This window comes from Sorangium sp. So ce448 (assembly GCF_051520915.1).
Classification (GTDB): Bacteria; Myxococcota_A; Polyangia; order Polyangiales; family Polyangiaceae; genus Sorangium; species Sorangium cellulosum_B.
The window spans coordinates 2334046-2355341 of the sequence record NZ_CP150343.1 but is presented as its reverse complement, the minus strand read 5'-3'; the positions used below and the strand labels follow the sequence as shown (position 1 = coordinate 2355341).

13 protein-coding genes are annotated in these 21296 nt (G+C 73.7%); 4 read left to right on the top strand and 9 right to left on the bottom strand.

What is annotated here, in order from left to right:
- Positions 1-90 precede the first annotated feature (90 nt).
- From WMF45_RS09030 to WMF45_RS09020, 3 genes are all read left to right on the top strand, one after another.
- A complete protein-coding gene (locus WMF45_RS09030) occupies positions 91-1416 on the top strand; it encodes a hypothetical protein (protein ID WP_437716532.1) in 1326 nt (441 codons plus the stop codon).
- Positions 1417-1612: 196 nt separating this feature from the next.
- Positions 1613-2635 (top strand): tetratricopeptide repeat protein, encoded by a 1023-nt coding sequence (locus tag WMF45_RS09025; RefSeq protein ID WP_437716531.1) that lies wholly within the window; start codon positions 1613-1615, stop codon positions 2633-2635.
- 249 nt (positions 2636-2884) lie between these two features.
- A complete protein-coding gene (locus tag WMF45_RS09020; RefSeq protein WP_437716530.1) occupies positions 2885-4318 on the top strand; it encodes a hypothetical protein in 1434 nt (477 codons plus the stop codon).
- Positions 4319-4412: 94 nt separating this feature from the next.
- Here the strand turns inward: WMF45_RS09020 and WMF45_RS09015 are convergent, their stop codons facing one another.
- The 4 genes from WMF45_RS09015 to WMF45_RS09000 all read right to left on the bottom strand — a co-directional run bounded on the left by WMF45_RS09015 (position 4413) and on the right by WMF45_RS09000 (position 13070).
- Positions 4413-6509: a protein kinase domain-containing protein gene (locus WMF45_RS09015; protein WP_437716529.1), complete on the bottom strand. Its 2097-nt coding sequence runs from the start codon at positions 6507-6509 to the stop codon at positions 4413-4415.
- Positions 6510-6603: 94 nt separating this feature from the next.
- Entirely contained in the window at positions 6604-8559 is a 1956-nt protein-coding gene (locus tag WMF45_RS09010; RefSeq protein ID WP_437716528.1) for a protein kinase domain-containing protein, read from the bottom strand.
- Between the two features lie 5 nt (positions 8560-8564).
- The gene (locus WMF45_RS09005) at positions 8565-10352 is read right to left on the bottom strand and encodes a protein kinase domain-containing protein (RefSeq protein WP_437716527.1); all 1788 of its coding nucleotides are present in this window, start codon (positions 10350-10352) and stop codon (positions 8565-8567) included.
- Positions 10353-10604: 252 nt separating this feature from the next.
- Positions 10605-13070 (bottom strand): protein kinase domain-containing protein, encoded by a 2466-nt coding sequence (locus WMF45_RS09000; RefSeq protein ID WP_437716526.1) that lies wholly within the window; start codon positions 13068-13070, stop codon positions 10605-10607.
- A 360-nt stretch (positions 13071-13430) separates the two neighbouring features.
- Here WMF45_RS09000 and WMF45_RS08995 point away from each other — a divergent pair, with 360 nt between their 5' ends.
- The gene (locus WMF45_RS08995) at positions 13431-13796 is read left to right on the top strand and encodes a cupin domain-containing protein (RefSeq protein ID WP_437716525.1); all 366 of its coding nucleotides are present in this window, start codon (positions 13431-13433) and stop codon (positions 13794-13796) included.
- Positions 13797-13846: 50 nt separating this feature from the next.
- Here the strand turns inward: WMF45_RS08995 and WMF45_RS08990 are convergent, their stop codons facing one another.
- The 5 genes from WMF45_RS08990 to WMF45_RS08970 all read right to left on the bottom strand — a co-directional run bounded on the left by WMF45_RS08990 (position 13847) and on the right by WMF45_RS08970 (position 21253).
- The gene (locus tag WMF45_RS08990; protein WP_437716524.1) at positions 13847-16444 is read right to left on the bottom strand and encodes a transglycosylase SLT domain-containing protein; all 2598 of its coding nucleotides are present in this window, start codon (positions 16442-16444) and stop codon (positions 13847-13849) included.
- 116 nt (positions 16445-16560) lie between these two features.
- Complete coding sequence (gene cheB, locus WMF45_RS08985) at positions 16561-17643, bottom strand: chemotaxis-specific protein-glutamate methyltransferase CheB (protein ID WP_012234234.1); 1083 nt, start codon at positions 17641-17643, stop codon at positions 16561-16563.
- 93 nt (positions 17644-17736) lie between these two features.
- Positions 17737-18663 carry a CheR family methyltransferase gene (locus WMF45_RS08980; RefSeq protein ID WP_437716523.1) on the bottom strand — a complete coding sequence of 309 codons (927 nt, stop codon included), beginning with the start codon at positions 18661-18663 and terminating at the stop codon, positions 17737-17739.
- Positions 18660-20765, bottom strand: a complete 2106-nt coding sequence (locus tag WMF45_RS08975; protein ID WP_437716522.1) for a HEAT repeat domain-containing protein — start codon at positions 20763-20765, stop codon at positions 18660-18662. The genes WMF45_RS08980 and WMF45_RS08975 overlap by 4 nt, the downstream gene beginning before the upstream one ends.
- Positions 20762-21253: a chemotaxis protein CheW gene (locus tag WMF45_RS08970; RefSeq protein ID WP_012234231.1), complete on the bottom strand. Its 492-nt coding sequence runs from the start codon at positions 21251-21253 to the stop codon at positions 20762-20764. The genes WMF45_RS08975 and WMF45_RS08970 overlap by 4 nt, the downstream gene beginning before the upstream one ends.
- Positions 21254-21296: the final 43 nt, after the last annotated feature.

Here is a 21296-nt window from a genome sequence, read left to right as displayed (position 1 = left end):
GAGGTGGCGCGCTGGACCGCGGACGCGAGCTGCGGCGTGTTCGTGTCGGCCACGGCGAGCGACGGCGGTGACGGGAGCCCGGATGCGCCGGTGAAGACGCTCGCGAAGGCCATCGAGCTCGCCGCGCAGATCGAGGACAAGGAGGCGCGGCGCGTGTACGCGTGCGCCCAGACGTTCGAGGAATCGCTCACCGTGACGGCGGGGGTCACCCTCTACGGTGGCCTCGATTGCGACGCAGACTGGCAATGGCGGGAGGCGAAGAAAACCATCCTCACGGCGGCGCCCGGGGTTGTGCCCCTGGCCATGCGCGCCGAAGGCGAGACGGTGCGCCTGGAGGATCTCCATGTTATCGCTCCGTCGATCAATCCGGACGATGCGGGGACCTCTGCTATTGCGGCGATTGCCGAGCGCTGCACGATCGACCTGGTTCGGTGCACCTTCGAGGCGGGCAATGCGGCGCCCGGTGCGTCAGGAGCAGCCTCTCCTCTGGCGCCCCTGCGCCCCCCCAACGGAACCCGCGGAAACAATGGATGCTCGGCGGACGACGTATTTACCGCTGCGCAGCTGCCCAACGACTGCGGCACAGCGGACACCGCCGACGACTCGATCGGGGGGCGAGGAGGGAATGGCTTCGTCGACCGCGGGTCCGATGGCGGCAGCGGTTCTCCCGGCGCGGAAGGTCACGTAAACGCTGGCACCTACGTTGCCACGGGCGGGACGTGTACGAGCGGCGATCCGGGGAGCGATGGCGACCCCGGCGCGCCAGGCGCAGGGGCACGTGGCATCGGCCAGCTCTCCAGCGATAGCTATATCGGGTCGTCCGGCAGCGATGGCGAACGCGGGAAGACCGCCCAGGGTGGCGGGGGTGGCGGCGGCACCCGCGGAACCACCGAATGCCCTGGTCGCACCGATGGCGGCGCCAGCGGCGGCAATGGCGGCGCTGGCGGCTGCGGCGGTGCTGGCGGCAAGGGTGGCTCTCCCGGGGGGTCGAGCATCGCCCTGGTGAGCATCAACGCAACGCTCACGTTCCGTGGGCTCCGCCTGATCGCCGGGCAGGGCGGCAGGGGCGGCGACGGTGCCGCCGGCCAGGACGGCGGACCTGGCGCGTATGGCGGCCCCGGCGGAACGGGCCGGACTTTTGACGAAAATAATTTCGTGCGTAATGCCTGTGACGGCGGGAGGGGAGGCGAGGGAGGCAACGGCGGCCGGGGCGGCGGCGGTCAGGGCGGCCATTCCCTCGGCATCGCCTTCCTGGGCACGCCAGGCACCGCGCCGTCGCTCGAGGATGTGATGTCCCTCCAACTGGGCGCGCGCGGCGAGGGCGGCAGGGGTAGCGACGCCGGGCACAACGGCGACGCGGGGCAGGCCAGCGGCCTGCTGGACTTCTCGCCTCCGCAGCGTGCTCCGGCGCCATGACATCCGCCGGCGTCTCCTCCTCGCTGCTCCGCACCACGCCCGCGCGGCGCTCCGGCGGCCTTCCGAGAAGATCACCCGGCACCGCTGGTCCCGGTGGTCAGGGAGTGCCCCTCGACCACGCCAGCGCCAGGTCGGATCGCGAGCCATCCGCTCGATCTCCGCTGCACCACCTGCCGCCCCCATGCACCTGTCCGTCATGAGATCCCGCCGACGGCTCCCCTTGGCTCTGCTGCTCGCGCTTGCGCTCCCGGCCGTGCCGGCCACCGCAATGTCCCGGCCGGCCCAGCCGACCCAAGCGGCCAAGGCCGCGGCCCTGGCTCTCGCCGACAAGGGCTGGGAGCACTTCCAGGCCGGCCGCTACGAGGAGGCGCTCGCTGCCTTCCGCGACGCTTACGACCAAGTCCACGCGCCTCCGATCCTGCGCTACGCGGCGCGATCCTGTGAGCGGCTCGGCCGCCTGATCGAGGCGCGCTCGCTCTTCCAGCGTGTCGTGGACGAGCCGCTCGATGCCAGAGCGCCGCCGGAGTTCCATGAGGCCCAGGCGAAAGCCCGGGTCGAGCTCGCCGCGCTCGCCGCCCGCATCCCGACCCTGGAGATCGCGATCACGGGTGTGGCGCCAAGCGCGGTGGAGCTGACGCTGGACGGAGAGCCCGTCTTTCAGACCGGGCCGCTGGAACGCGATCCCGGCGAGCACACGGTCGTCGCGAGCGTGCCGGGGCAGGCTCCGGTGACGAGGACGATCCGGCTGAGCGAGGGCGCGAAGGAGCGCGTCGCCCTCGTGCTGACGCCCGCCCCCGCGCCGGTGACGCGATCGGCGCCCCCCTCGGGCAATGTGACCCATGCCGCCAGGAGCGACGTGAACATGGCCGTGCTCGTCGGCGGCGGGGTCGCGACCGGCGTCGGCGCAGCAACGGGCGTTCTCTTCACGGTGCTCGCGAACAACCGGGCCGGAGACGCCGAGACGCAGAAGACGACGCTGCTCGCCGGCGGTCGGAACCCGTGCACCACCCGGCCCGCACCAGCGGCGTGTACAGCGCAAAGCCAGGCGGTCAACGAGAGCCAACTGTACAGCAATTTGGCGTTCTGGAGCTTCGCGGGGGCCGGGGTCGGCCTCGGGACGCTGCTCTATGCCCTCGTTCACCGCCCTGAAGCCCCCGTTCAGGTAACGCCCGCGGTGGGAATGAACGACGTGGGGCTCTCGGTGGGCGGAGCCTTCTGACGACGGTGACCTCCGGATGATGAAGGTTGGCTGATGCCTCGGATTGCTCGTACCCCCGCGCTGTTCGCCCTCGGCACGATGGCCTCCAGCCTCGCTGTGGCGGGCTGCTTCCCGTTCCCGCCGCGAGACGATTGCGAGCACAAGGCCATACGCTGTGAAGCGAATCTGGCCGGGGCAGGAGGAGCGGGCGGCGTGGGGGTCGGAGGGACTGGCGGCGCTGCTGGGACCGGGAGTGCCGGGGGAGGGCCGATGACCGTGGGGTGCGTGCCCAGCGAGGTGGCGCGCTGGACCGCGGACGCGAGCTGCGGCGTGTTCGTGTCGGCCACGGCGAGCGACGGCGGTGACGGGAGCCCGGATGCGCCGGTGAAGACGCTCGCGAAGGCCATCGAGCTCGCCGCGCAGATCGAGGACAAGGAGGCGCGGCGCGTGTACGCGTGCGCCCAGACGTTCGAGGAATCGCTCACCGTGACGGCGGGGGTCACCCTCTACGGTGGCCTCGATTGCGACGCAGACTGGCAATGGCGGGAGGCGAAGAAAACCATCCTCACGGCGGCGCCCGGGGTTGTGCCCCTGGCCATGCGCGCCGAAGGCGAGACGGTGCGCCTGGAGGATCTTCATGTCATCGCTCCGTCGATCGATCCAGCCGCCGCGGGTATCTCCGCCATCGCAGCGATCGCCGAGCGCTGCACGATCGACCTGGCCCGGTGCACCTTCGAGGCGGGCGATGCGGCGCCCGGCGCCCCGGGAGCCGCCCCTCCTCCACTGCCCGCGCCCCCCTTCCAGGGCATCCGGGGAGCATCTGCATGCTCAGCGAGCACTGTGTCGACCGCTGCGCCCCAACCCGAGACCTGCGGCACAGCGGATACCTCCGACGACTCTATCGGGGGGCGGGGCGGGAATGGCCTCGACACGCGCGGAACCGATGGCACCAGCGGTTCTCCCGGCGCGGAGGACCATCCCAACGCTGGCTCATACAATGCCAGCAACGGGGGGTGTACCCGGGGCCAGGACGGCCTACCGGGTGACGACGGCGCACCAGGCGCAGGGGCACACGGCATCGGCCAGCTCTCCAGCGCTGGCTACACCGGGTCGTCCGGCAGCGATGGCCAACACGGAACCACGGCCCAGGGCGGCGGGGGTGGCGGCGGCACCCGCGGGAACCCCGAGTGCCCTGATGTTGGCCGCCGTGGCGGCGCCAGCGGAGGCAACGGCGGCGCTGGCGGCTGCGGCGGTCGAGGCGGCAAAGGCGGCTCTCCCGGTGGGTCGAGCATCGCCCTGGTGAGCATCAACGCAATGCTCACGTTCCGTGAGGTCGTCCAGCTGATCGCCGGTGATGGCGGCCGGGGAGGCAACGGTGCCTACGGCCAGAACGGCGGATCTGGCGCGTATGGCGGGCCGGGCGGGATGGGTTCGACCATGGCGTTCGTGGCCAACGGCTGCGACGGCGGGCAGGGAGGCCAGGGAGGCTCCGGCGGCCGGGGCGGCGGCGGTCAGGGCGGCCATTCCCTCGGCATCGCCTTTCTGGGCACGCCGGACACCGCCCCGTCCCTGGAGAACGTGAGAGTCCGATTGGGCCTGCCCGGCGACGGCGGCGCTGGCAGCGACGTCGCACACGACGGCGACGCGGGTAAACCCGCCATACAGCTGAATTTCTCGTCTCCTCAGCAAGGGCCGGCGCCATGACGTCCTGCCGGCGTCTCCTCCCTCGCTCCGCCACGCGCCCACGCGGAGATCCGCACCGCGCGGATGGCACCGGCTTTCGTGATGTAATGGTCCCTCAGAAAGGCCGAGGCGGCGCAGCGCTCTTCCTCTCTGTCGCAGGCGCCTCGCCCGGCGGTGCGCCAAGTCCAGCGGGCGCGGTGGATCGCGCAGCCGGCGCCCCATACACCTCGTCCTCCCGCGGTGGCGCCTTCGCCGGGCCCGCCCTCTCGCCGGACTTCAGCGCCCGTTCTCCCGTCGCCGCCGTCATCCCCGCCGCGCGCGACGGCACGCTCCCCTGGCCCGTCGTCGCTGCCGGGGCGGGCGGCTTCGCGCCCCCCTGCGGCGCGGCTTGCGGCACCTGCACCGCCTGACCCGCCCTGGCATCCCTGCCCTCCCCCTCCCCGACCCCAACCACCCCCACGCCCTTGTGCGCCGTATCCCCAACCTCGGCGGGAGCCCCTGCCACCGCCGTCGCCGTCTGCTCCGGAGCAGACGACGCACCGAGCTTCGCCGCCGCCGTTGACCGCTCCCCTCCCCGAGCGGACGCTGCCGCCGCGTCCGTCGCCAGCGCGCCGCCGCCGTCCACTGCCACAGGTGCTGCCGGCAGCTGCTCCCGGCGGCCAATCCACACGGCGACCAGCGCGCCCACGATCAGGCCCACCGCAAGCGTCACGACCACGTCAACGGTCCTGGATTTTCCTCTCTCTCGCCTCGCCTCGCCGTTACTCGCCACCTTGGCTGCGGGTTGAGCGCTCGCGACGGGCGCGCCGCCCCTCTTCGCCTGCTCTCTCGCCGCATCCATGATCGCAGCCACCGCCCGCTGCTGCGCTACGGCCAGCTGATCTCGCATCACAACGGTTCCACGATGCGTCACCACCGGCCTGGGATCGGCGACCGGCGCCCCGGTCGGCATCCCGGCGCTCGAGGCCCCACCGACCTGTTCCCCCGCGCCCGGCCCTCCGAAACGCGCCTCCCCGCCGACCGGCCTCCCACCCCAGCCCGACACCGCGCTGGCTGCATGAAGCCCCTGCCTCGTCGCCTCCGCCTCCACCCCCGCTTGCCCGCCCTGCCCAGCCGCAGTCTTCCCCCCGCCGCTCTCCCGCTCCGACCGCGCCACCGGCACCGTCGTCGCGAGCTCATCCACGCTCGCCCCCTGGCTCCACGTCGGGGCCACCGCCGTCTCCACGCCGTCCTGCCTCGCGACCGTCTCCGGCAGCGCCTCCGCGCCCTCTCCCGCCGCTCCTTGCACTTCCCAGCGCTCCGCCGCCGCCGCGGCCCGCTCCACGCCCGCGCCTCCTGCCATGCCCGCGCCCCGTGGCACGAACACCGCCAGCTCCCGCGCCACCTCCTCCGCGGACGCGAACCGCTCCTCCCGCGCCCTGCGAAGGCAGCGATCGACGATCCGCACGAGCCGCTCGTCCACGCGCCGCAGGTAGCGCGACACCTTCGGGATCTCCCCCTCCAGGATCTGCGAGATCAGCTGCGTCCCGTCGCCCTGGAACGGCCGCACGCCGGTCAGCATCTCGAACAGCACCACCCCGAGGGCCCAGAGATCCGCCCGCGGATCGATGTCCCGGTCGGCGCGGACCTGCTCCGGGCTCATGTAGAACGGCGTGCCCACCGCCGCGTCGAGCGTCGACGTCGCGCCGCTCGCGATCGCCAGGTTCTTCGCCACGCCGAAGTCGAGCACCTTCACCACGAAGTCGCTCGCCTCCGGCGGCCGGTGCAGAAAGAGGTTCGCCGGCTTGAGGTCGCGGTGCACGATCTGCACGGCGTGGGCCGCGGCGAGCGCGCCCGCCACGTCGCGCGCGATCCGCGCCGCCAGCGGCGCGTCCAGCCGCCGCCTCGCCTCGAGCAGCGCCGCCACGCTCTCCCCGACGAGCATCTCCATGATCAGGCACGGCTCGCCGCTCTCGGTGCGGGCCACGTCGATCACGTCGACGATGTTCGGGTGCTGCAGCGCACCGCACGACTGCGCCTCGCGCAGCAGCCGCTTCCGCAGCGAGGGATCCGGCCGGGCGATCACCTTGAGCGCCACCTCGCGCCCCGTGGCCTCGTTGGTCGCGGCCCAGACGACCCCCATCGCCCCCTGCCCGATCTTGCGGTGCAAGCGGTACTTGCTGGCGAGCAGCATGCCCGGAAGCAGCTTGTACGCCTCGATCAGCCCCGACATAGGCCCCCAGGTAGCTCCCCCACCTGCGCAGGCTTACCATTGCGCTCGCGCGGCCGGAACGACGGATGCCTGGCTCCCCCGCGCTCAACACCGCTCAGGGAGCGTAGGGGTCCTTCTTCTTCGCCTGGTCCCGCAGGCAGTTCGTCCGCATGAACCCTGTCTTGCCCGCGCACGGATCCACGGGTTGCCGCCGGACCGCCGGTGGCTGTGCAGGACGCGACGCTGCGGCCGCGGGCTGCGCCGGAGGCTGACTCCTGGGCTGCGCCGCGACGACCGCCCGCGCCGACGCAGGCGCCGCAGCAGAAGGCGACGCCGCGACAGCCGACACCGCCGCCGCTGGAGTCGGCGCCTCCACCGCCGGCTGACTCCGATCCGCCGACGCTGGCTCCGTGCCCGCCGGCCCCGCGTCCGGCGCGCTGTTCGCCCCGCCGGCATCCATCGGCTCATCCACCCTGGGCGGCTCAGCCGCCACCGAAGCCTGAGACGCAGCGGTCGCAGGCGGGGGCGGCGGGTCCGGCGGCCTTGCCGCGCTCGTTGCGGCGCTCTCGATCCCGGCCTCCGGCGGCGCCTCGAGCCCGGCCGCGCTCTCCGCGGGCGCTGGCGAGCGCAACGCGACGAAGAGCGCTGCGCCCACCAGGCCAGCCGCGCCGGCAGCGAGCACCGCGATAGCCGGACCTGGAAGGCGCTTCCAGCCTGCCTGCCGCCGCGGCGGCGTCCGCGGCGCCTGCACAGGCACCGGCGTTGCGCGCGCTGCCCAGGGCGACGGCTGCGCGCCTTGGCCAGCCTCCGGGCCGGGCACGAGCGGCGCGGTCGTCGATTTCCCCGGCTCACCGTGGCCCCATGCGGGCGACGCGCCCAGCGCCGCCTCGGCGCTCGCCATTGCCTCCGGCTCGAGCCTCTGGGTCAGCTCGGCGTTCCACTCCTGCTCCGGCGCCCCGCTCGCCATCGGCGACACCGGCGCCCCGCTCGCCATCGGCAACACCGGCGCCCCGCTCGCCATCGGCGACACCGCCGCCCCGCTCCCCGTCGGCGACACCGGCGCCCCGCTCGCCGTCGGCGACACCGCCGCCCCGCTCCCCGTCGGCGACACCGCCGCCCCTGCCGGCGCCGCGGCGGGAAACGCCGGCGCCTCCATCGCCGCCACCTGCCCGCCGCCCCCACCCCCGACGGCGAAGGCCGCCCTCGCCCTCGCCCCCGCCGCCGTGTACCCATCGAGGAGGTCCGCGATCTCCGCGGCCGACCCGATCCGCTCGTCCCGGTGGCGCGCCATGCACCGCGCCACGAGCTCCACGAGCCCCGGGTCCACCCGCCGCACGTACCGGGAGATCTTCGGTATCTCGCCCGTCAGGATGCCGGTGAAGACCGCCCTCGCGTCCCCCTGGAACGGGCGCATGCCCGTCAGCATCTCGAACAGCACCACGCCGAGCGACCAGATATCGGCCCGGTGGTCGACGTTCGGCTCGGCCCTCACCTGCTCCGGGCTCATGTAGAGCGGCGATCCCACCGCGCCGCCCGTCGCCGTGCGGATGCCGTCGTTCACGGAGAGGTTCTTCGCCACCCCGAAGTCGAGCACCTTCACCACCGGCTCGTCCATGTCCGGCTCGCGGTGCAGGAAGATGTTCGCCGGCTTCAGATCGCGGTGGACGATGTGCAGCGCGTGCACCGCCGCGAGCCCCCTCGCCACGTCTCGCCCGATCGACGCCGCCACGTCCGCGTCGAGCCGCCGCCTGCGCACGAGCAGGTCCGCGAGCGTCTCTCCGGTGAGCAGCTGCATCACCAGGAAGGGCTCGCCGAACTCGGTCTCCCCCATGTCATACATGTCGATGACGTTGCGGTGCCGCAGCGCCCCGCCGTTGCGCCCTTCGCGCTGCAGCCGCCTCCGGAGCTCGGGATCCGGGCGGTGAATCAGCTTCAACGCCACCTCGCGCGACGTGGACAGGTTGAGCGCCGCCCACACGACGCCCATGGACCCCTCTCCCAGCCGCCGCACCAGCTTGTACTTCTCGGCGATCACCAGGCCGGCAGCGATCTGCGTGAAGGAGGTGGACATCGAGCTCAGCAGGGTGGGTCGAGGCGCGTCGCCGCGGCGGACGAGATCGCTTTACCTATCGCAAACGAGAGGGCGGCGCGGAAGGTAGCACGCTCTCCGCCGGGATCCCTCGGGCGCTCCACCTCGCTGCGCCGCAAGAGATACCCCGCGGCCATGCCGATCCCCAGCAGGAGCGCCGCCGCGACCACGGCCATCGCGATCCACACGACAGGCGAGCGCGCGGGCACAGGAGGCGACCTCTTCGGCTCGGGGAGCGGATCGAGCGGCACCGTGCCGCCGAGCGACAGCGCCTTTCCGAGGGGAGCGGCCGGACGCGCCAGCGACGGGCTGGACCCGCTGGACGCTGATCGATAGGCGGCCGCCTGCTCCGGTGACATCTTGATCGTCCCGCGGTCCCCCAGCAGATGATTGCTCGCCATCCGCTCCCGATGCCCCGGTGTCGCCGCCCCGCCCGCCGCCGGCTGCTCCGGCCACGCGCCCGCCGCCGGCTGCTCCGGCCACGCGCCCGCCGCCGGCTGCCCCGGCCACGCGCCCGCCGCCGGCTGCTGCGGCGACGCGACCGCGCCGCGCGGCCCCGACACCGGCGTGTTCGGGTGTCCCTGCTGGGCCTGCAGATGCGCCATGGACGCCGGGAGCGGCGTCCCGGTCGCCGGCGTCGGCGACCGCCCGGGAGCGTGTCCCTGCTGGGCCTGCAGATGCGCCATGGACGCCGGGAGCGGCGTCCCGGTCGCAGGCGTCGGCGACCGCCCGGGAGCGTGTCCCTGCGGGGCCTGCAGGTGCGCCATGGACGCCGGGAGCGGCGTCCCGGTCGCCGGCGTCGGCGACCGCCCAGGAGCGGCCCCACCCCACGACCCTCGCCCGAGCTGCTGCGGGATCTCGGGCCGCAGCTCCGGCGACGACCCCGGCCTCGAGGGCACGCGCTGCGGCGCCGACGGCGTGACGAACGGCTCGAGCGCCGCCGCGACGTCGGCCGCCGAGCGCGGTCGCTTCTCGCGATCGCGCTGGAGACACTGCGTCACGAGGGCGTCGAGGCCGGGATCGATCTGCCAGACGAACTGGGACACCGCCGGGATGTCGCCGTGCAGCACGTTTCTCAGGAGCTCATGCGCCTTGCCCTGAAGCGGCCGCCTGCTCGTGAGCATCTCGAACATCACCACGCCGAGCGCCCAGAGGTCCGCGCGAGTATCGATATCGCTCTGCGCCCGCACCTGCTCCGGGCTCATGTACGCCGGCGAGCCGATGAGGATGCCTGTCGCGGTCTTCACCTGTTGAGGACCCGCGAGGAACTTGCTCACGCCGAAGTCGAGTATCTTGACGATGGCATCACCCTCGCCAGGCTCGGTGTGGAGAAAGATGTTGGACGGCTTCAGGTCGCGGTGGATGATGCCCCGCTCGTGCGCGGCGGAGAGGCCGCGCGCGATGTCCCGAGCGATGCGCGAGGCGTCGTGGATCTCCAGCTTGCGCTTGCGCTTGAGCAAGGACGAGAGCGTCTCGCCGGAGAGCAGCGGCATGACGAGGAACGGATCGCCGCTCTCCGTCTCGGCAGCATCGTAGATGTCGACGATGTTCCGGTGGCTCACGGCGCCGCAAGCGCGCGCCTCCCGCAGCAGCCGGACGCGGAGCTCCGGGTCGGGCCGCACCAGCAGCTTGAGCGCGACCTCCCGAGAGGTAGCCTCGTTGTGCGCTGCCCAGACGACGCCCATGGCCCCTTCGCCGATCCGTCGAAGAAGGCGGTATTTGCCGCAAATGAGCGCACCTGGCGGCGGCGCGGCAGGAGCCGAAGGGGACTGCATGGGGTGGTCTCGCTGAAGGACGGACGTGGCAGCAGGTCGACGGTGCTTGAGAAGAAGTGTCGCAGGTGAGACAGCGCACCGTCAAGAAAAGCTGCCGGCCAGGCTCGCAGAGCGCGAAGCCGGCTCCGGCGCTTCCTGTGTAGGCACGCGCTCAGCGCACGTGATCGCCGCCACGTCGTCGCTGCCCAGGAATCGCGGCGCTACCGTGGCGTCATCTCGGGAGGGGCGGCCCGAGCCGCGGAGAGGCCGAGTCTATTTCTTGTGCTTCGCCTCGCACTGCTTCTTCGCCAGGAACCTGAGATGAGCGCACGACGCCGCGGATGGCGCAGGAGCAGCCTTCGCGGGCTGCGATGTCGCGGGCTGCGATGTCGTGGGAGGCGCCCCGAGCGTCGAGCTGCCCGGCTTCGCGCCGCTCGCCGTACCCGGCGCCGTGCCCGCGCCGCCGCCTGGCGCCGGCGCGCCGGCCGCGCTGCTCGTCGGAAGGGCGCTCGGCGCCGAGGGCACGGGCGGCACCAGCGCCGAGGAGCCCGGCGGCGCCAGCGCCGAGGAGCCCGGCGGCGCCAGCGCCGAGGAGCCCGGCAGCGCCTCCGCGGGTGGCGCCGAGGGTTCCTGCGCCGGGAGCTCCTCGGTCCGCGGCGGCGCTCCCCCGCGCTCCGGCGCGGCGACCGTGTCTCCTCCGGCGGGGTCCAACGACGGCATCGCGCTCCCGGACACTTCCGGCGCGGCCGACGACGTCTCCTGCGACCTCAGCGAGATGAGCATCCCGACGACGATCAGCGACAGCGCAGCAGCCACGATCGCCAGCGTCGCGGCCGTACGCTTGCGCCTCGGTTCGCCGCCTTGCGGGGCCCGCTCCTGAGCGTCCTGGGCCTGGTGCGCCCCGACCTGATGGACCGACGGATGATTCGAGACGAGCGGGGTCGTCGACGAGCTCCCGGCCTGGCGCGGCGCGCCCGTTGCCGTGGTCGCTCCCGATCTGGAGTCCGAGGCGCTCGCGCCCGCTTCCGGGCCGAGCCTCGCGGCCGGCGCCGCGCTCCAGCTCGGCTGCGCGGCGATGCCTCCCGGCGGCAGCGCGCCAGCAGGGCCGAGGCCACCCGGCCCCGCCCCTGCCTCGGGCATCGGCGGCGCGTTCATGCGCACCGTCATCGCCCAGGAGCCCTGCTGCGGCGCCGCCACGGGCGCAGGCTGCACCGGAGCGGCTGGCGCCGCGCTCGCCTGGGACGGCTCCGGCGCTGCAAACGCCGCCACCGACGCCGACGGCGGCCGCGGCGCAGCGGCGGCAGGCCCCGCCGCCGGATAGGCCCCCGACCCAGCGCGCGGCCCCGCGGCCCCGGCCGCATCCGCGTTCCGTCGCGTGAGGGGCAAGGTCGCCACGTCCTCTTCCCGCAACGCGCGCACCACGGACGCCGCGGCCAGGTGCTGGCCCGAGCTGCCCGGACGCCGAGGAACCGCGCCCGCCGCAGGGCCGGCGCCCGACGCTGGCCCCGCAGCCACCTGCCCCGGCCCGAGCGACGGCGACCTGTGCGCCTCTGGCGACTCCTGCACCGGGACCGGGGCCCGCGGCCCCCCACCGAGCAGCGCCAGCGGCAGCGCTCCCGCGCCCCCCTCGACGCTCCCCGATCGGTTCGCCACCGACGCGGGTTGCGCCACCGACGCAGGCGGCGCCGCGAGCGCCGACCCGGGTTGCGCCACCGACGCAGGCGGCGCCGCGAGCGCCAACCCGGGTTGCGCCGCAAGCGCCACCGTGCCGCCTTGCGACTCCTCCCAGCCGCCGTCCACGTCCTCGTCCGGGAGCGCCCCCCGCCCCTCCGGCGACGACTGCCGCAACGCCGCGTCCCTGCCCGGACTCACGCCGCGCTCCGCGTACCGATCGAGCAGCGCCGCGACCTCCGCCGCAGAGCCGATCCGGTCCGCGCGATCCCTGCGCATGCAGCGGGCGATCAGGTCGACGAGCCCCTGGTCCACCCGCCTCAGGTACCTGGACACGGTGGGGATCTCGCCCGTCAAGATCCCCATGAACACCGCCTGCGCGTCCCCCTGGAACGGGCGCATGCCCGTCAGCATCTCGAAGAGCACCACGCCGAGCGCCCAGATGTCGGCCCGGTGATCGACGTTCGGCTCGGCCCTCACCTGCTCCGGGCTCATGTACAGCGGCGACCCGACCGCGCCGCCCTGCACCGTGTGCAGGCCGTCGTTGACCGAGAGGTTCTTGGCGACCCCGAAATCGAGCACCTTCACCACCGGCTCGTCCATGTCCGGCTCGCGGTGCAGGAAGATGTTCGCCGGCTTCAGATCGCGGTGGATGATGTGCATCGCGTGCGCCGCCGCGAGCCCCCTCGCCACGTCTCGCCCGATCGACGCCGCCACGGGAGGGTCGAGCCGGCGCCGCCGCGCGAGCAGCTCGCCCACGGTCTCCCCCGTGAGCAGCTGCATCACCAGGAACGGCTCCCCGGCCTCGGTCTCCCCCATGTCGTAGATGTCGATGACGTTCCGGTGGCGCAGCGCCCCGCAGTTGCGCGCCTCGCGCTGCAGCCGCAGCCGGAACTCGGTCTCCGGCCGGTGGATCAGCTTCAGCGCCACCTCGCGGGCCGTCGCCACGTTCACCGCCGCCCAGACAACGCCCATCGCCCCCTCGCCGATCTGGCGCAGGAGCCGGTACTTCTTGTCGATCAGCACACCGGAAGCGAGCAACGTCGAGCTCTTCTGCGAGGGCATCATCGGCTTTCCGGAAGCGCGGCGCGCCCCACCGTCACGGAGCGCTCACGGACGGCCGCGACCGGCAGAGCGAGGCGAGCCACGGCGCACCCGCGACGCCCCCGCCGCCCAGCGCTCGCGCCGCGCGATCCGTCAACCACCCGCGCCCGCGCGACATGACATCCGGTCCCCAGGTCCACGGGACAGCCTCCTGTGCGGGCATCCTACAGCAGATCTCCCTGGCGCGATACGTTCCCTGCAAGGACGAACGCACGAAGAAAACCGACGAGGAAAGAGGGAGAAGCCCGATTCGATCCATCCAGGACCGGACCCACGCTCGTCGCCAGACCCGGCAAATCATTCGTGGGGGAAAGCGAGGCGCACATGAGCGACACAACCGTCATGAAGGTCTCCTCCGGCCGCTCTCCGACAGGCCAGATGGGACAAAAATACCTGGCCTCCGGGATCCAGGTCTCGATGCGGCTCTGGGAACGCGAGCCGCCAGGCGACGCCAAACAGCCGACCGTACGGGATTACGAGACCGTGGGGTTCGTCATCGCTGGGCGGGCCGAGCTGCTCATCGAGGGGCAGATGGTGCGCCTCGAGCCGGGCGACTCCTGGACGGTCCCCAAGGGGGCGTCGCACGCCTACAAGATCATCGAACCGTTCACCGCCGTGGAGGCGACGAGCCCGCCCGCCGGCGTCCACGGGCGAGACGAGACCGGGGCAACGCCCTCTGGCAAGACCTGAGACCACGACGCGGGGGTCTCGCCGCCTGGAAGCCCGAGCTCACCCGGATCTCACAGCGCGGTGCCAGCGCCAGACGCGGGCTTCTCCTTGTCCTGCGCCCCCTTGGCGCGCCCCGCCGGCTGCGGCTCGGCGGCGCCACGCCCCGCCGGCTTCTTGTCGTCCCCTCCGCCCGCCGCCGGCTTCTTCTCGCCCTCGGCGGCCTTCTTCTCCTCCGGCCTCGCTCCGGCCAGATCGCCCGCGCCCGCCGCCCCCGCGCCGCCGGGCTTCCCTTCGGCCGCGCCCGCCTCGACGGGCGCCACGGGCGTCAGCAGCACCGCCGGCTTCACCGGCTCGGCCGCCGCCTTGTCGCCGTCGTCCACAGCACCCGCGGCCTGAGCCGACGCCACGCGGACCTCGTCCTCGCGCGGCTCGACCGGCGCGGGGTCGTCCGGTCGCGAGGTCGGCACGTACACAACCAGCCGGTCCCCGGGCATCAGCGGGCTCCGCCGCGAGCGCTGGTTGATCCGCTCCAGGCTGCCGACGCTGAGGCCGTACCGGCTCGCGATCTTGCTGAACGAATCCCCCTCGCGCACCGCGATCTCGATGCGCTTCCGCCCCTTCAGCCCCTCGAAGTGCGCGAAGAACTCCTCCGAGCCGACCTCGATGACGCGCGCGCCGCCCTCGTCGAGCAGGAACACGCCGTCGTGGCGCTGCGACCTCGGGACGAACAGCTGGAGCGTCATCCCCTCATGGAGCGACGCCCCGGGCGCCAGCGTGTTCCAGCGGCAGATCTCGTCGGGCGTCACCGAGAGCACCGCCGCCAGATCCCGCAGCGCGTCGCCCGCGACCACCCGATAGAACACCCGCCGGCGCCCCTCGTACGAGAAGCGCTGCGCCGGGACCACCACGACCGGCTTCCCCTCCGACGACAGCGGCGCGCCGCTCGCGAGCAGGTGCTCGGCCGCCGCCGCCCCGACGCCCTCCGCCGCCGGGACGAACAGCAGCGCCCCGGGACGCACCGGCTCGCCCGCCCGCAGGCCGTTCAACGTCTGCAGCGTCCACCGCGTCGTCCCCCGGAACGTCGCGATGTCGTCGAGCGACTCGCCCCAGCGGACCAGGTAGCGCTCGAGCTTCGGCTCGCGCTCCAGGAGCTTCGGCATCGACTTCGCCGCGCGCGCCCCCGCACCGGCTGGCACCCGGACCTCCCAGCGCGCCTGCTCCTTCGCGTCCACCGGCGACGGCGGCGTGCGCTTCGCCACGAGCTGCGGGTTGAGCGCCTCGATCTCCGGCGCCGCCGCGCCCGAGGCCGCCGCCACCGCCTGCAGCGACACCCCGGAGCCCAGCGAGATCTTGTCGAACGTCACCGCCGGATCGAGCTCCACGTCGTCGCAGCCGAACACCGCCGGGTTCCGCGCCACGATCGCGATCGCGAGGATCTTCGGCACATAGAGCGCCGTCTCGAGCGGCATCCCCGCCTCGAGCCGCGACAGCTCCCAGAAGTCGTTCGTGTTGTACTTCCGGATCGACGCGAGCAGCCCGCCGTACCCCATGTTGTACGCCGCGAACGCGAGCTCCCAGCCGCCGAAGCGCCGCCGCAGATCCGAGAGGTACCGCGCCGCCGCCAAGGTGGATCGCTCTGGATCCATGCGCTCGTCGACCCAGCGGTCGACGGTGAGGCCATAGATGCGCGCGCCCTCCGGCATGAACTGCCAGAGGCCCGCCGCGCCGGCCGGGGACTGGATGGTCGGGTCGAAGCCGCTCTCGACGAGCGAGAGCCAGAGGAGATCCTCCGGCAGCCCCTGCTCGCGGAGGACGCGGCGGATGGCGGCGCCGTAGCGGCCGCTCTTCTTGATCCACGTGACAACGGCGGAGCGGCCGCGCGGGTCGTCCTTGTAGTACTCGAGGTAGCGCACCACCCGGCCGTCCCAGCGGACCGGGATCTCGGGCAGCTCGAGCTGACGCAGCCAGGAGATGTCGCGGGTCTCCTCGGCTTGCGCGAGCGGGGCGGGCAGGCCCGCGGGCGGCAGGCCGGAGACCTCGAGGCGCGGCTCGCCCGCGCCGAGCAGGAGCGTGCCGTCGACCGGCCACGCGGGCCCGGCGGTCGGGCCCGCGCCGGGAAACAGCGCCAGGTCGATCGCGCGCAGCGTGCGGAGCTCGGGCGACTCGCCGGTGCTCGCCCCCGCCGGCGTCGCTGTGCCGGCGATGACCCGCCGCGCCGCCTCGTCCGGCGCGCCCGGCTCCCCCGGCTTGCGCGTGTTCTTCGCCGCGCCCTTCTTCGAAGGCTTCGATCGCGCGGCGGCCTTCGCCGGCGCCTTGGCCGCGCTCTTCGCGCCGCCCTTCCCGCCCGACACGGCCGCCACCCTGACCGGCGCCGGCTTCTCCGCCTTGCCCTCGGCCGGCCCGTCCTTCTTCGCGTCGGCCTTCGCCGGCTCCGCCTTCGCGGGCTCAGCTTTCGCCGCGTCGACCTTCGCCGGCTCCGCCTTCGCGGGCTCCGCCTTCGCCGGCTCCGCCTTCACGGGCTCCGCCTTCGCCGCGTCGACCTTCGCCGGCTCCGCCTTCTTCGCGTCGGCCTTCGCCGGCTCCGCCTTCTTCGCGTCGGCCGCGGGCGCCGCTACCTCCGAAGGAGGCGCCGCAAGGCCGTCGAAAGCGACGCCCGAGAGGGCGGCCAACCAGCCAAGACATACAAGCCTGCGTGCGGCGCGTCGGATCCGCATGTCAGGGACCGACCTGTCTCACGATGCGCCCGAGGGGTCAACTTTGGCAGCCCGCTGAAACCCAGCCCACCTCAGGAGAGCAAGGCGATGAAGTCGCCGATCGCCGTGAAGGGCAGGCTCTCGTTCACGACGCCGGCCCGCACCGCAGCCCCGGGCATGCCGTAGACCACCGCCGAGTCCTCGCTCTCGGCCACCACCGTGCCCCCGGCCGCACGGACCGCCCGCGCGCCGTTCACCCCGTCGTCGCCCATCCCCGTCAGGATGATGCCCACCGCGCGGCTGCCGCCCACCTGCGCCACGCTCCGGAACAGCCGGTCCGCGCTCGGAACGTACCGATCCCCAGGCGCCGGCGCCCCCACCCGGATCCGGATGTCGCCGCTCAGCCCGACCCCGCTGCCCGGCGTCACCGCGATCTCCATGCACATCCTACCCGGGCACACATAGGCCTTGCGGGCCACCACCTGCTCGCCGTTCTGCGCCTCGACCACCCGGAGGCCGCCCTTCCGATCGAGCCGCTCCGCGAACGTGCGGGTGAACTTGTCCGGCATGTGCTGCGCGATGAAGATCGCGCCGGGGAAACGATCCGGGATCCGGTTGAAGATCTCGAGGAGCGCCGTGGGCCCGCCCGTCGACGAGCCGACCGCCACGAGGTGGCGCAGCGAGACGCCGAGCCGCGACGACTCCTGCACCGCGCGCGGCGACGCAGGCTGCGCCGGCCGCGCCGGGGCCGGCGCGGCAGGCATCGGAGACCGGGGGCGGAGGTAGCGCACCAGCAGGACCTTCTGGATGATCTCCCGCCGGATCTGCGCGTCCGCCGTGAACTGCCGGTCCGGCTTCGCCACGAAGTCGACGGCGCCCAGCTCGAGCGCCTTGAAGACGTTCTCCTTGTGGCTGTAGCTCGAGACGATGATGACGGGCGTCGGCTGCCTCGCCATCAGGATGCGGAGGAAGGTGAAGCCGTCCATGCGCGGCATCTCGAGATCCAGCGTGATCGCGTCCGGCCGGAGCTGCGCGGCTTGACGGAGCGCGTCGTCGCCGTCACCGGCCTTGCCCACGACCTCGATCTCGTCGCTTCCGCTCAAGATCTCGGCGATGTTGCGCCGGTTGTACGCGGAGTCGTCGACGACGAGCACGCGCAGGGGAGCGAATGTCATGAGCGCAAAACCTTCCGCCGGAGGTTCATTCTACCCCACCCGGAGCGCCATGGGACCAACCGTCGCCTGCGCAGCCTCGACTTCGTCGGCGCCTCATCCGCCCTCCTCCCCGCCGCCCCGCTCCGGGCCGCCCCGATCGGGCAAGATCTCCGGGATCCCCAGACGCAGCGTGGCCGCCGGCTTGCGGTACACGAGATCCTCCCGAAGGTGCACGAGCTCGAACGCGGTCGTGACGTTCAGGAGCGACTCGGAGTGGCCCAGCAGGAGGAACCCGCCGGACGAGAGGCGCTCGTAGAAGATGTCGATCACGCGGCGCCGTGACTCCTCGTCCAGGTAGATGAGCACGTTGCGGCAAAAGATGACGTCCACGCGCCCGACCACCGCCGCGCGCGACGAGTCGAGCAGGTTCAGGTGGCCGAACTGGCAGAGCGTCCGCAGCTCGTCCGCCACGTGGAACCCGTCCGGGCGCTCCACGAAGTAGCGCCGCTTGAGCTCGGGCGGCGTCACGCGGAACGACGAGGCGCCGTACACCCCCCTGCGCGCCGCGATCACGCAGCGGCGGGAGATGTCGCTGCCGAAGATGCGGACCTCGCGGCGCTCCGCGGCGCCCGACTCCCGCGCGGCGATCGCGATCGAGTAGACCTCCTCGCCCGTCGAGCAGCCCGCGCTCCAGATGGACAGCCGGCCCCTGGCGCCCCCCGCCTTGACGATCATGGGCACGAGCTCGGTCATGAGCGCGCGCAGCTGGTAGTCCTCGCGGAAGAAATACGTCTCGTTGACCGTGATGAGCTCGAGCGCCTCGTCGAGCTCGGCGCGCCCGCGGCTGTGGAAGCGCAGGTACTCGTAATACTGCGCGAACGACGAGAGCCCGAGCTCGACCACCCGCTCGCGCAGCCGGCGCTCCATCGACGTGCGCGCCTCGGGCCCGAACTGGAGCCCGCAGTGCTTGTTGAACAGGTCACGCAGCCTCTGGAACTCGTCAGGCAAGAGGCGGATCTCGTCGTCCCGCCGCCGGTTCACAGCACCTTCCCCGACGGCGGCCCGCCGGTCGTCCCCGAGGGGGACGCCGGGGCCTCACCGCCGTCGATCGCCGCGGGCGCGCTCAGCCGCTCCGCGGCGTCGCTCCAGGGAGGATCCGAGCGGAACGGCGCGCCCCCCTGCGCCGCGGCCGCGATGAGATCGGGCTCCCCCGACGCGCGCACCAGCCCGAGCAGCTCGCGCGCGCGCGCCCGCTCGTCGCTCGCGCGGTCCGGGAGCGACGCGTACAGGCGGCCGAGCGCGCGCGCCGCGGCGAGCCGGACCTCGCGCTCCTCGTCGGCCAGGGAGAGGCTCAGCACGTCGAGCGCGGAGACGCCCGCCGCCGCCGCGATCGCGGTCACGGCCGCGCGGCGCGCGCGCACGTCCCCCGCCGACGCGGCGCTCGTGAGGAACGCGATCTCCTCCGGCTCCGCGTCGCCGAGCGCCTCGATCACGATCGCCGCCGCGAGGTGGGTCTCCTCCGTCAGCGCGAGCCCGCGCGCGAGCTCGCGCGCCGTCCCGGGGTAGCGCTCCGTGAGCCCCGCGAGCGCGCTCTCCGCCGCGCGCGCCACCGGCAGCGAGATCGCGCGCGTCTGCGACACGATCAGCGGGAAGTCGACAGCGGCCCCGATCTTCGCGAGCCCGTAGAGCGCGCTGGTCGCCACGAGCGTCGAGGGGCTCCGGACCGACCGCCGCACCGCGCCGAGCAGCTCGGCGAGCGTCGCGTCGATCGAGGCCCGCTCGCCCGAGAGCGCGCCCTGCTCCGCGATCGCCACGGCGCCGTCGAGGAGCGCGGCCGTCGCGTCGTCGACGCCCTCCCAGAGATCCGGGTCGGGATCGATGTGGCGCTCGAGGTAGGACAGCACCGCGGGCAGCGCCTCCGCGCCGAGCAGCCCCAGCGCGCGCTGCGCCGTCTCGACGAGCGCGGGCTCGATCATGGCCTGCACCGCGGCGTCGGCCGCGCCCGGGGCGCGCGCCATCGCCGCGAGCAAGAGCGCCTGGGCGCGCCCGCTCACCGGATCCGCGCCTCCGCCGCGCCACGACGGGGGCTCCGCGCCGCCCGAGCCCGGCGCGGCGGAGGCGGCCTGCACGAGGCGGGCGCCCACCTCGGGCGGCGCCGCCCGGAGCGCGTCCACCGCGTGCGGCGCGAGCGGCCCCTCGGCGAGCCGCGCGAGCGCCCGGACGAGCTGCGCGAACGCGCCGCCCCGCGCCGTCGCGAGCGCCGCGCAGAGCGCCCGCGGCGCCTCCGGGCTCTCCGCGAGCGCCGCGGCGACCAGCGCCGCCGGCCGGAGGATCGGGTCGTCGATGAGCGACGAGAGCACCCGCCACGGCACCGGCGCCTCGAGCCCGTTCAGCCCGTTCAGCGAGGTCAGCCGCACGAAGCGATCCCGATCGGAGAGCCGCTCGTACAGGATGTCCGTCACCCGCTCGCGCGCGATGAGCCCCATCCCGGCGATCGCCTCGATCGCGCTCTGCCGCAGGTTGTCGTCCTGCTCGGCGAGCGCGGCGTAGAGCGGGTCGAGCGCCGCCGGGTCGCGCGTGCGGCCGAGCGCGTCGACGACGAGCTTGCGCTCGTCCCCCGCGAGCGCGCCGAGCGCGTCGACGAGCGCCGGCGTGGCGTCGCGGCCGCAGTAGCCGAGCACCTCGATGGCCGCGTTCCTGAGGCCGACGTCCTCGCTCTTCTGAAGCGCGTCGAGGAGCGCCGCGACGAGGAGCTGCGGGGCGGACGGCCGCTCGCCCTCCGCGCCGGCGCCGGGTGAGGCCGGCCGCTCCCCCTCGGCGGCCTGCGCCGGCGCGGAGGCCGGCGCGGCCTGGATCAGCCGGTGGCAGGCGTAGGTCGCCTCCTTGCGGACGCGCCAGTCGGGATCGCCGAGCGCGCGGAGCAGGAGCGGCAACGCCTCGACGACGTCGGCCCTGCCGAGCCGCGCGGCCGCCTGGCGGCGCTCCTCGGCGTCGTCCGCGGAGAGCGCCGCGGCGATGACCGCGATCGGCATCGGCGTGCTCCGCACGCTGGGCGAGATGGACTCCGGCTCGGCCGGCCAGGAGCCCGCGTCGCCCGCGCGCGGGCTGTCGAACGGACCCAGATCGTCGAACGCGCGGCTCACGGGGCCTCCAGGAGGGCGCCCGACGCGGCGAGCGCGAGGGCGAGCTCGATGAAGCGCCCGACGTCGAGCACGAAGATCATCCGCTCGTCGTGGGTCGTCACCCCCGTGATGCCGCGCAGATCGCTGCTGCCGCCCACCGGCGGCGTCGGCCGGTAATCGCCGCTCGTCCCGAAGACCTCCGTCACCGCGTCGACCACGAGCCCCACCGTATGCGTCCCCACGTCGACAAGGATCCACTTGGTGCTGCGGGTCGGATCGACCGGGGGCAGCCCGAAGCGCACGCGGAGCTCGATGACCGGCACCACCTCGCCGCGGTGGTTCGCGACGCCGGCGACCTCGGGGGGCGTGTGCGGCAGCGTGGTCACCTCGAGCGGATTCACGATTTCACGGACCCGCGTGATGTCGATCGCGTAGTGGACGTCGCCGACCACAAAGCCGACGAGGCTCTTCTGCGGGTCGGGACGGCTGCGCTCTCCAGTCAACGGCATCTGAGCCTCCGAGCGCCCGGGCTCTACGAGCCGCCCGGGCGCG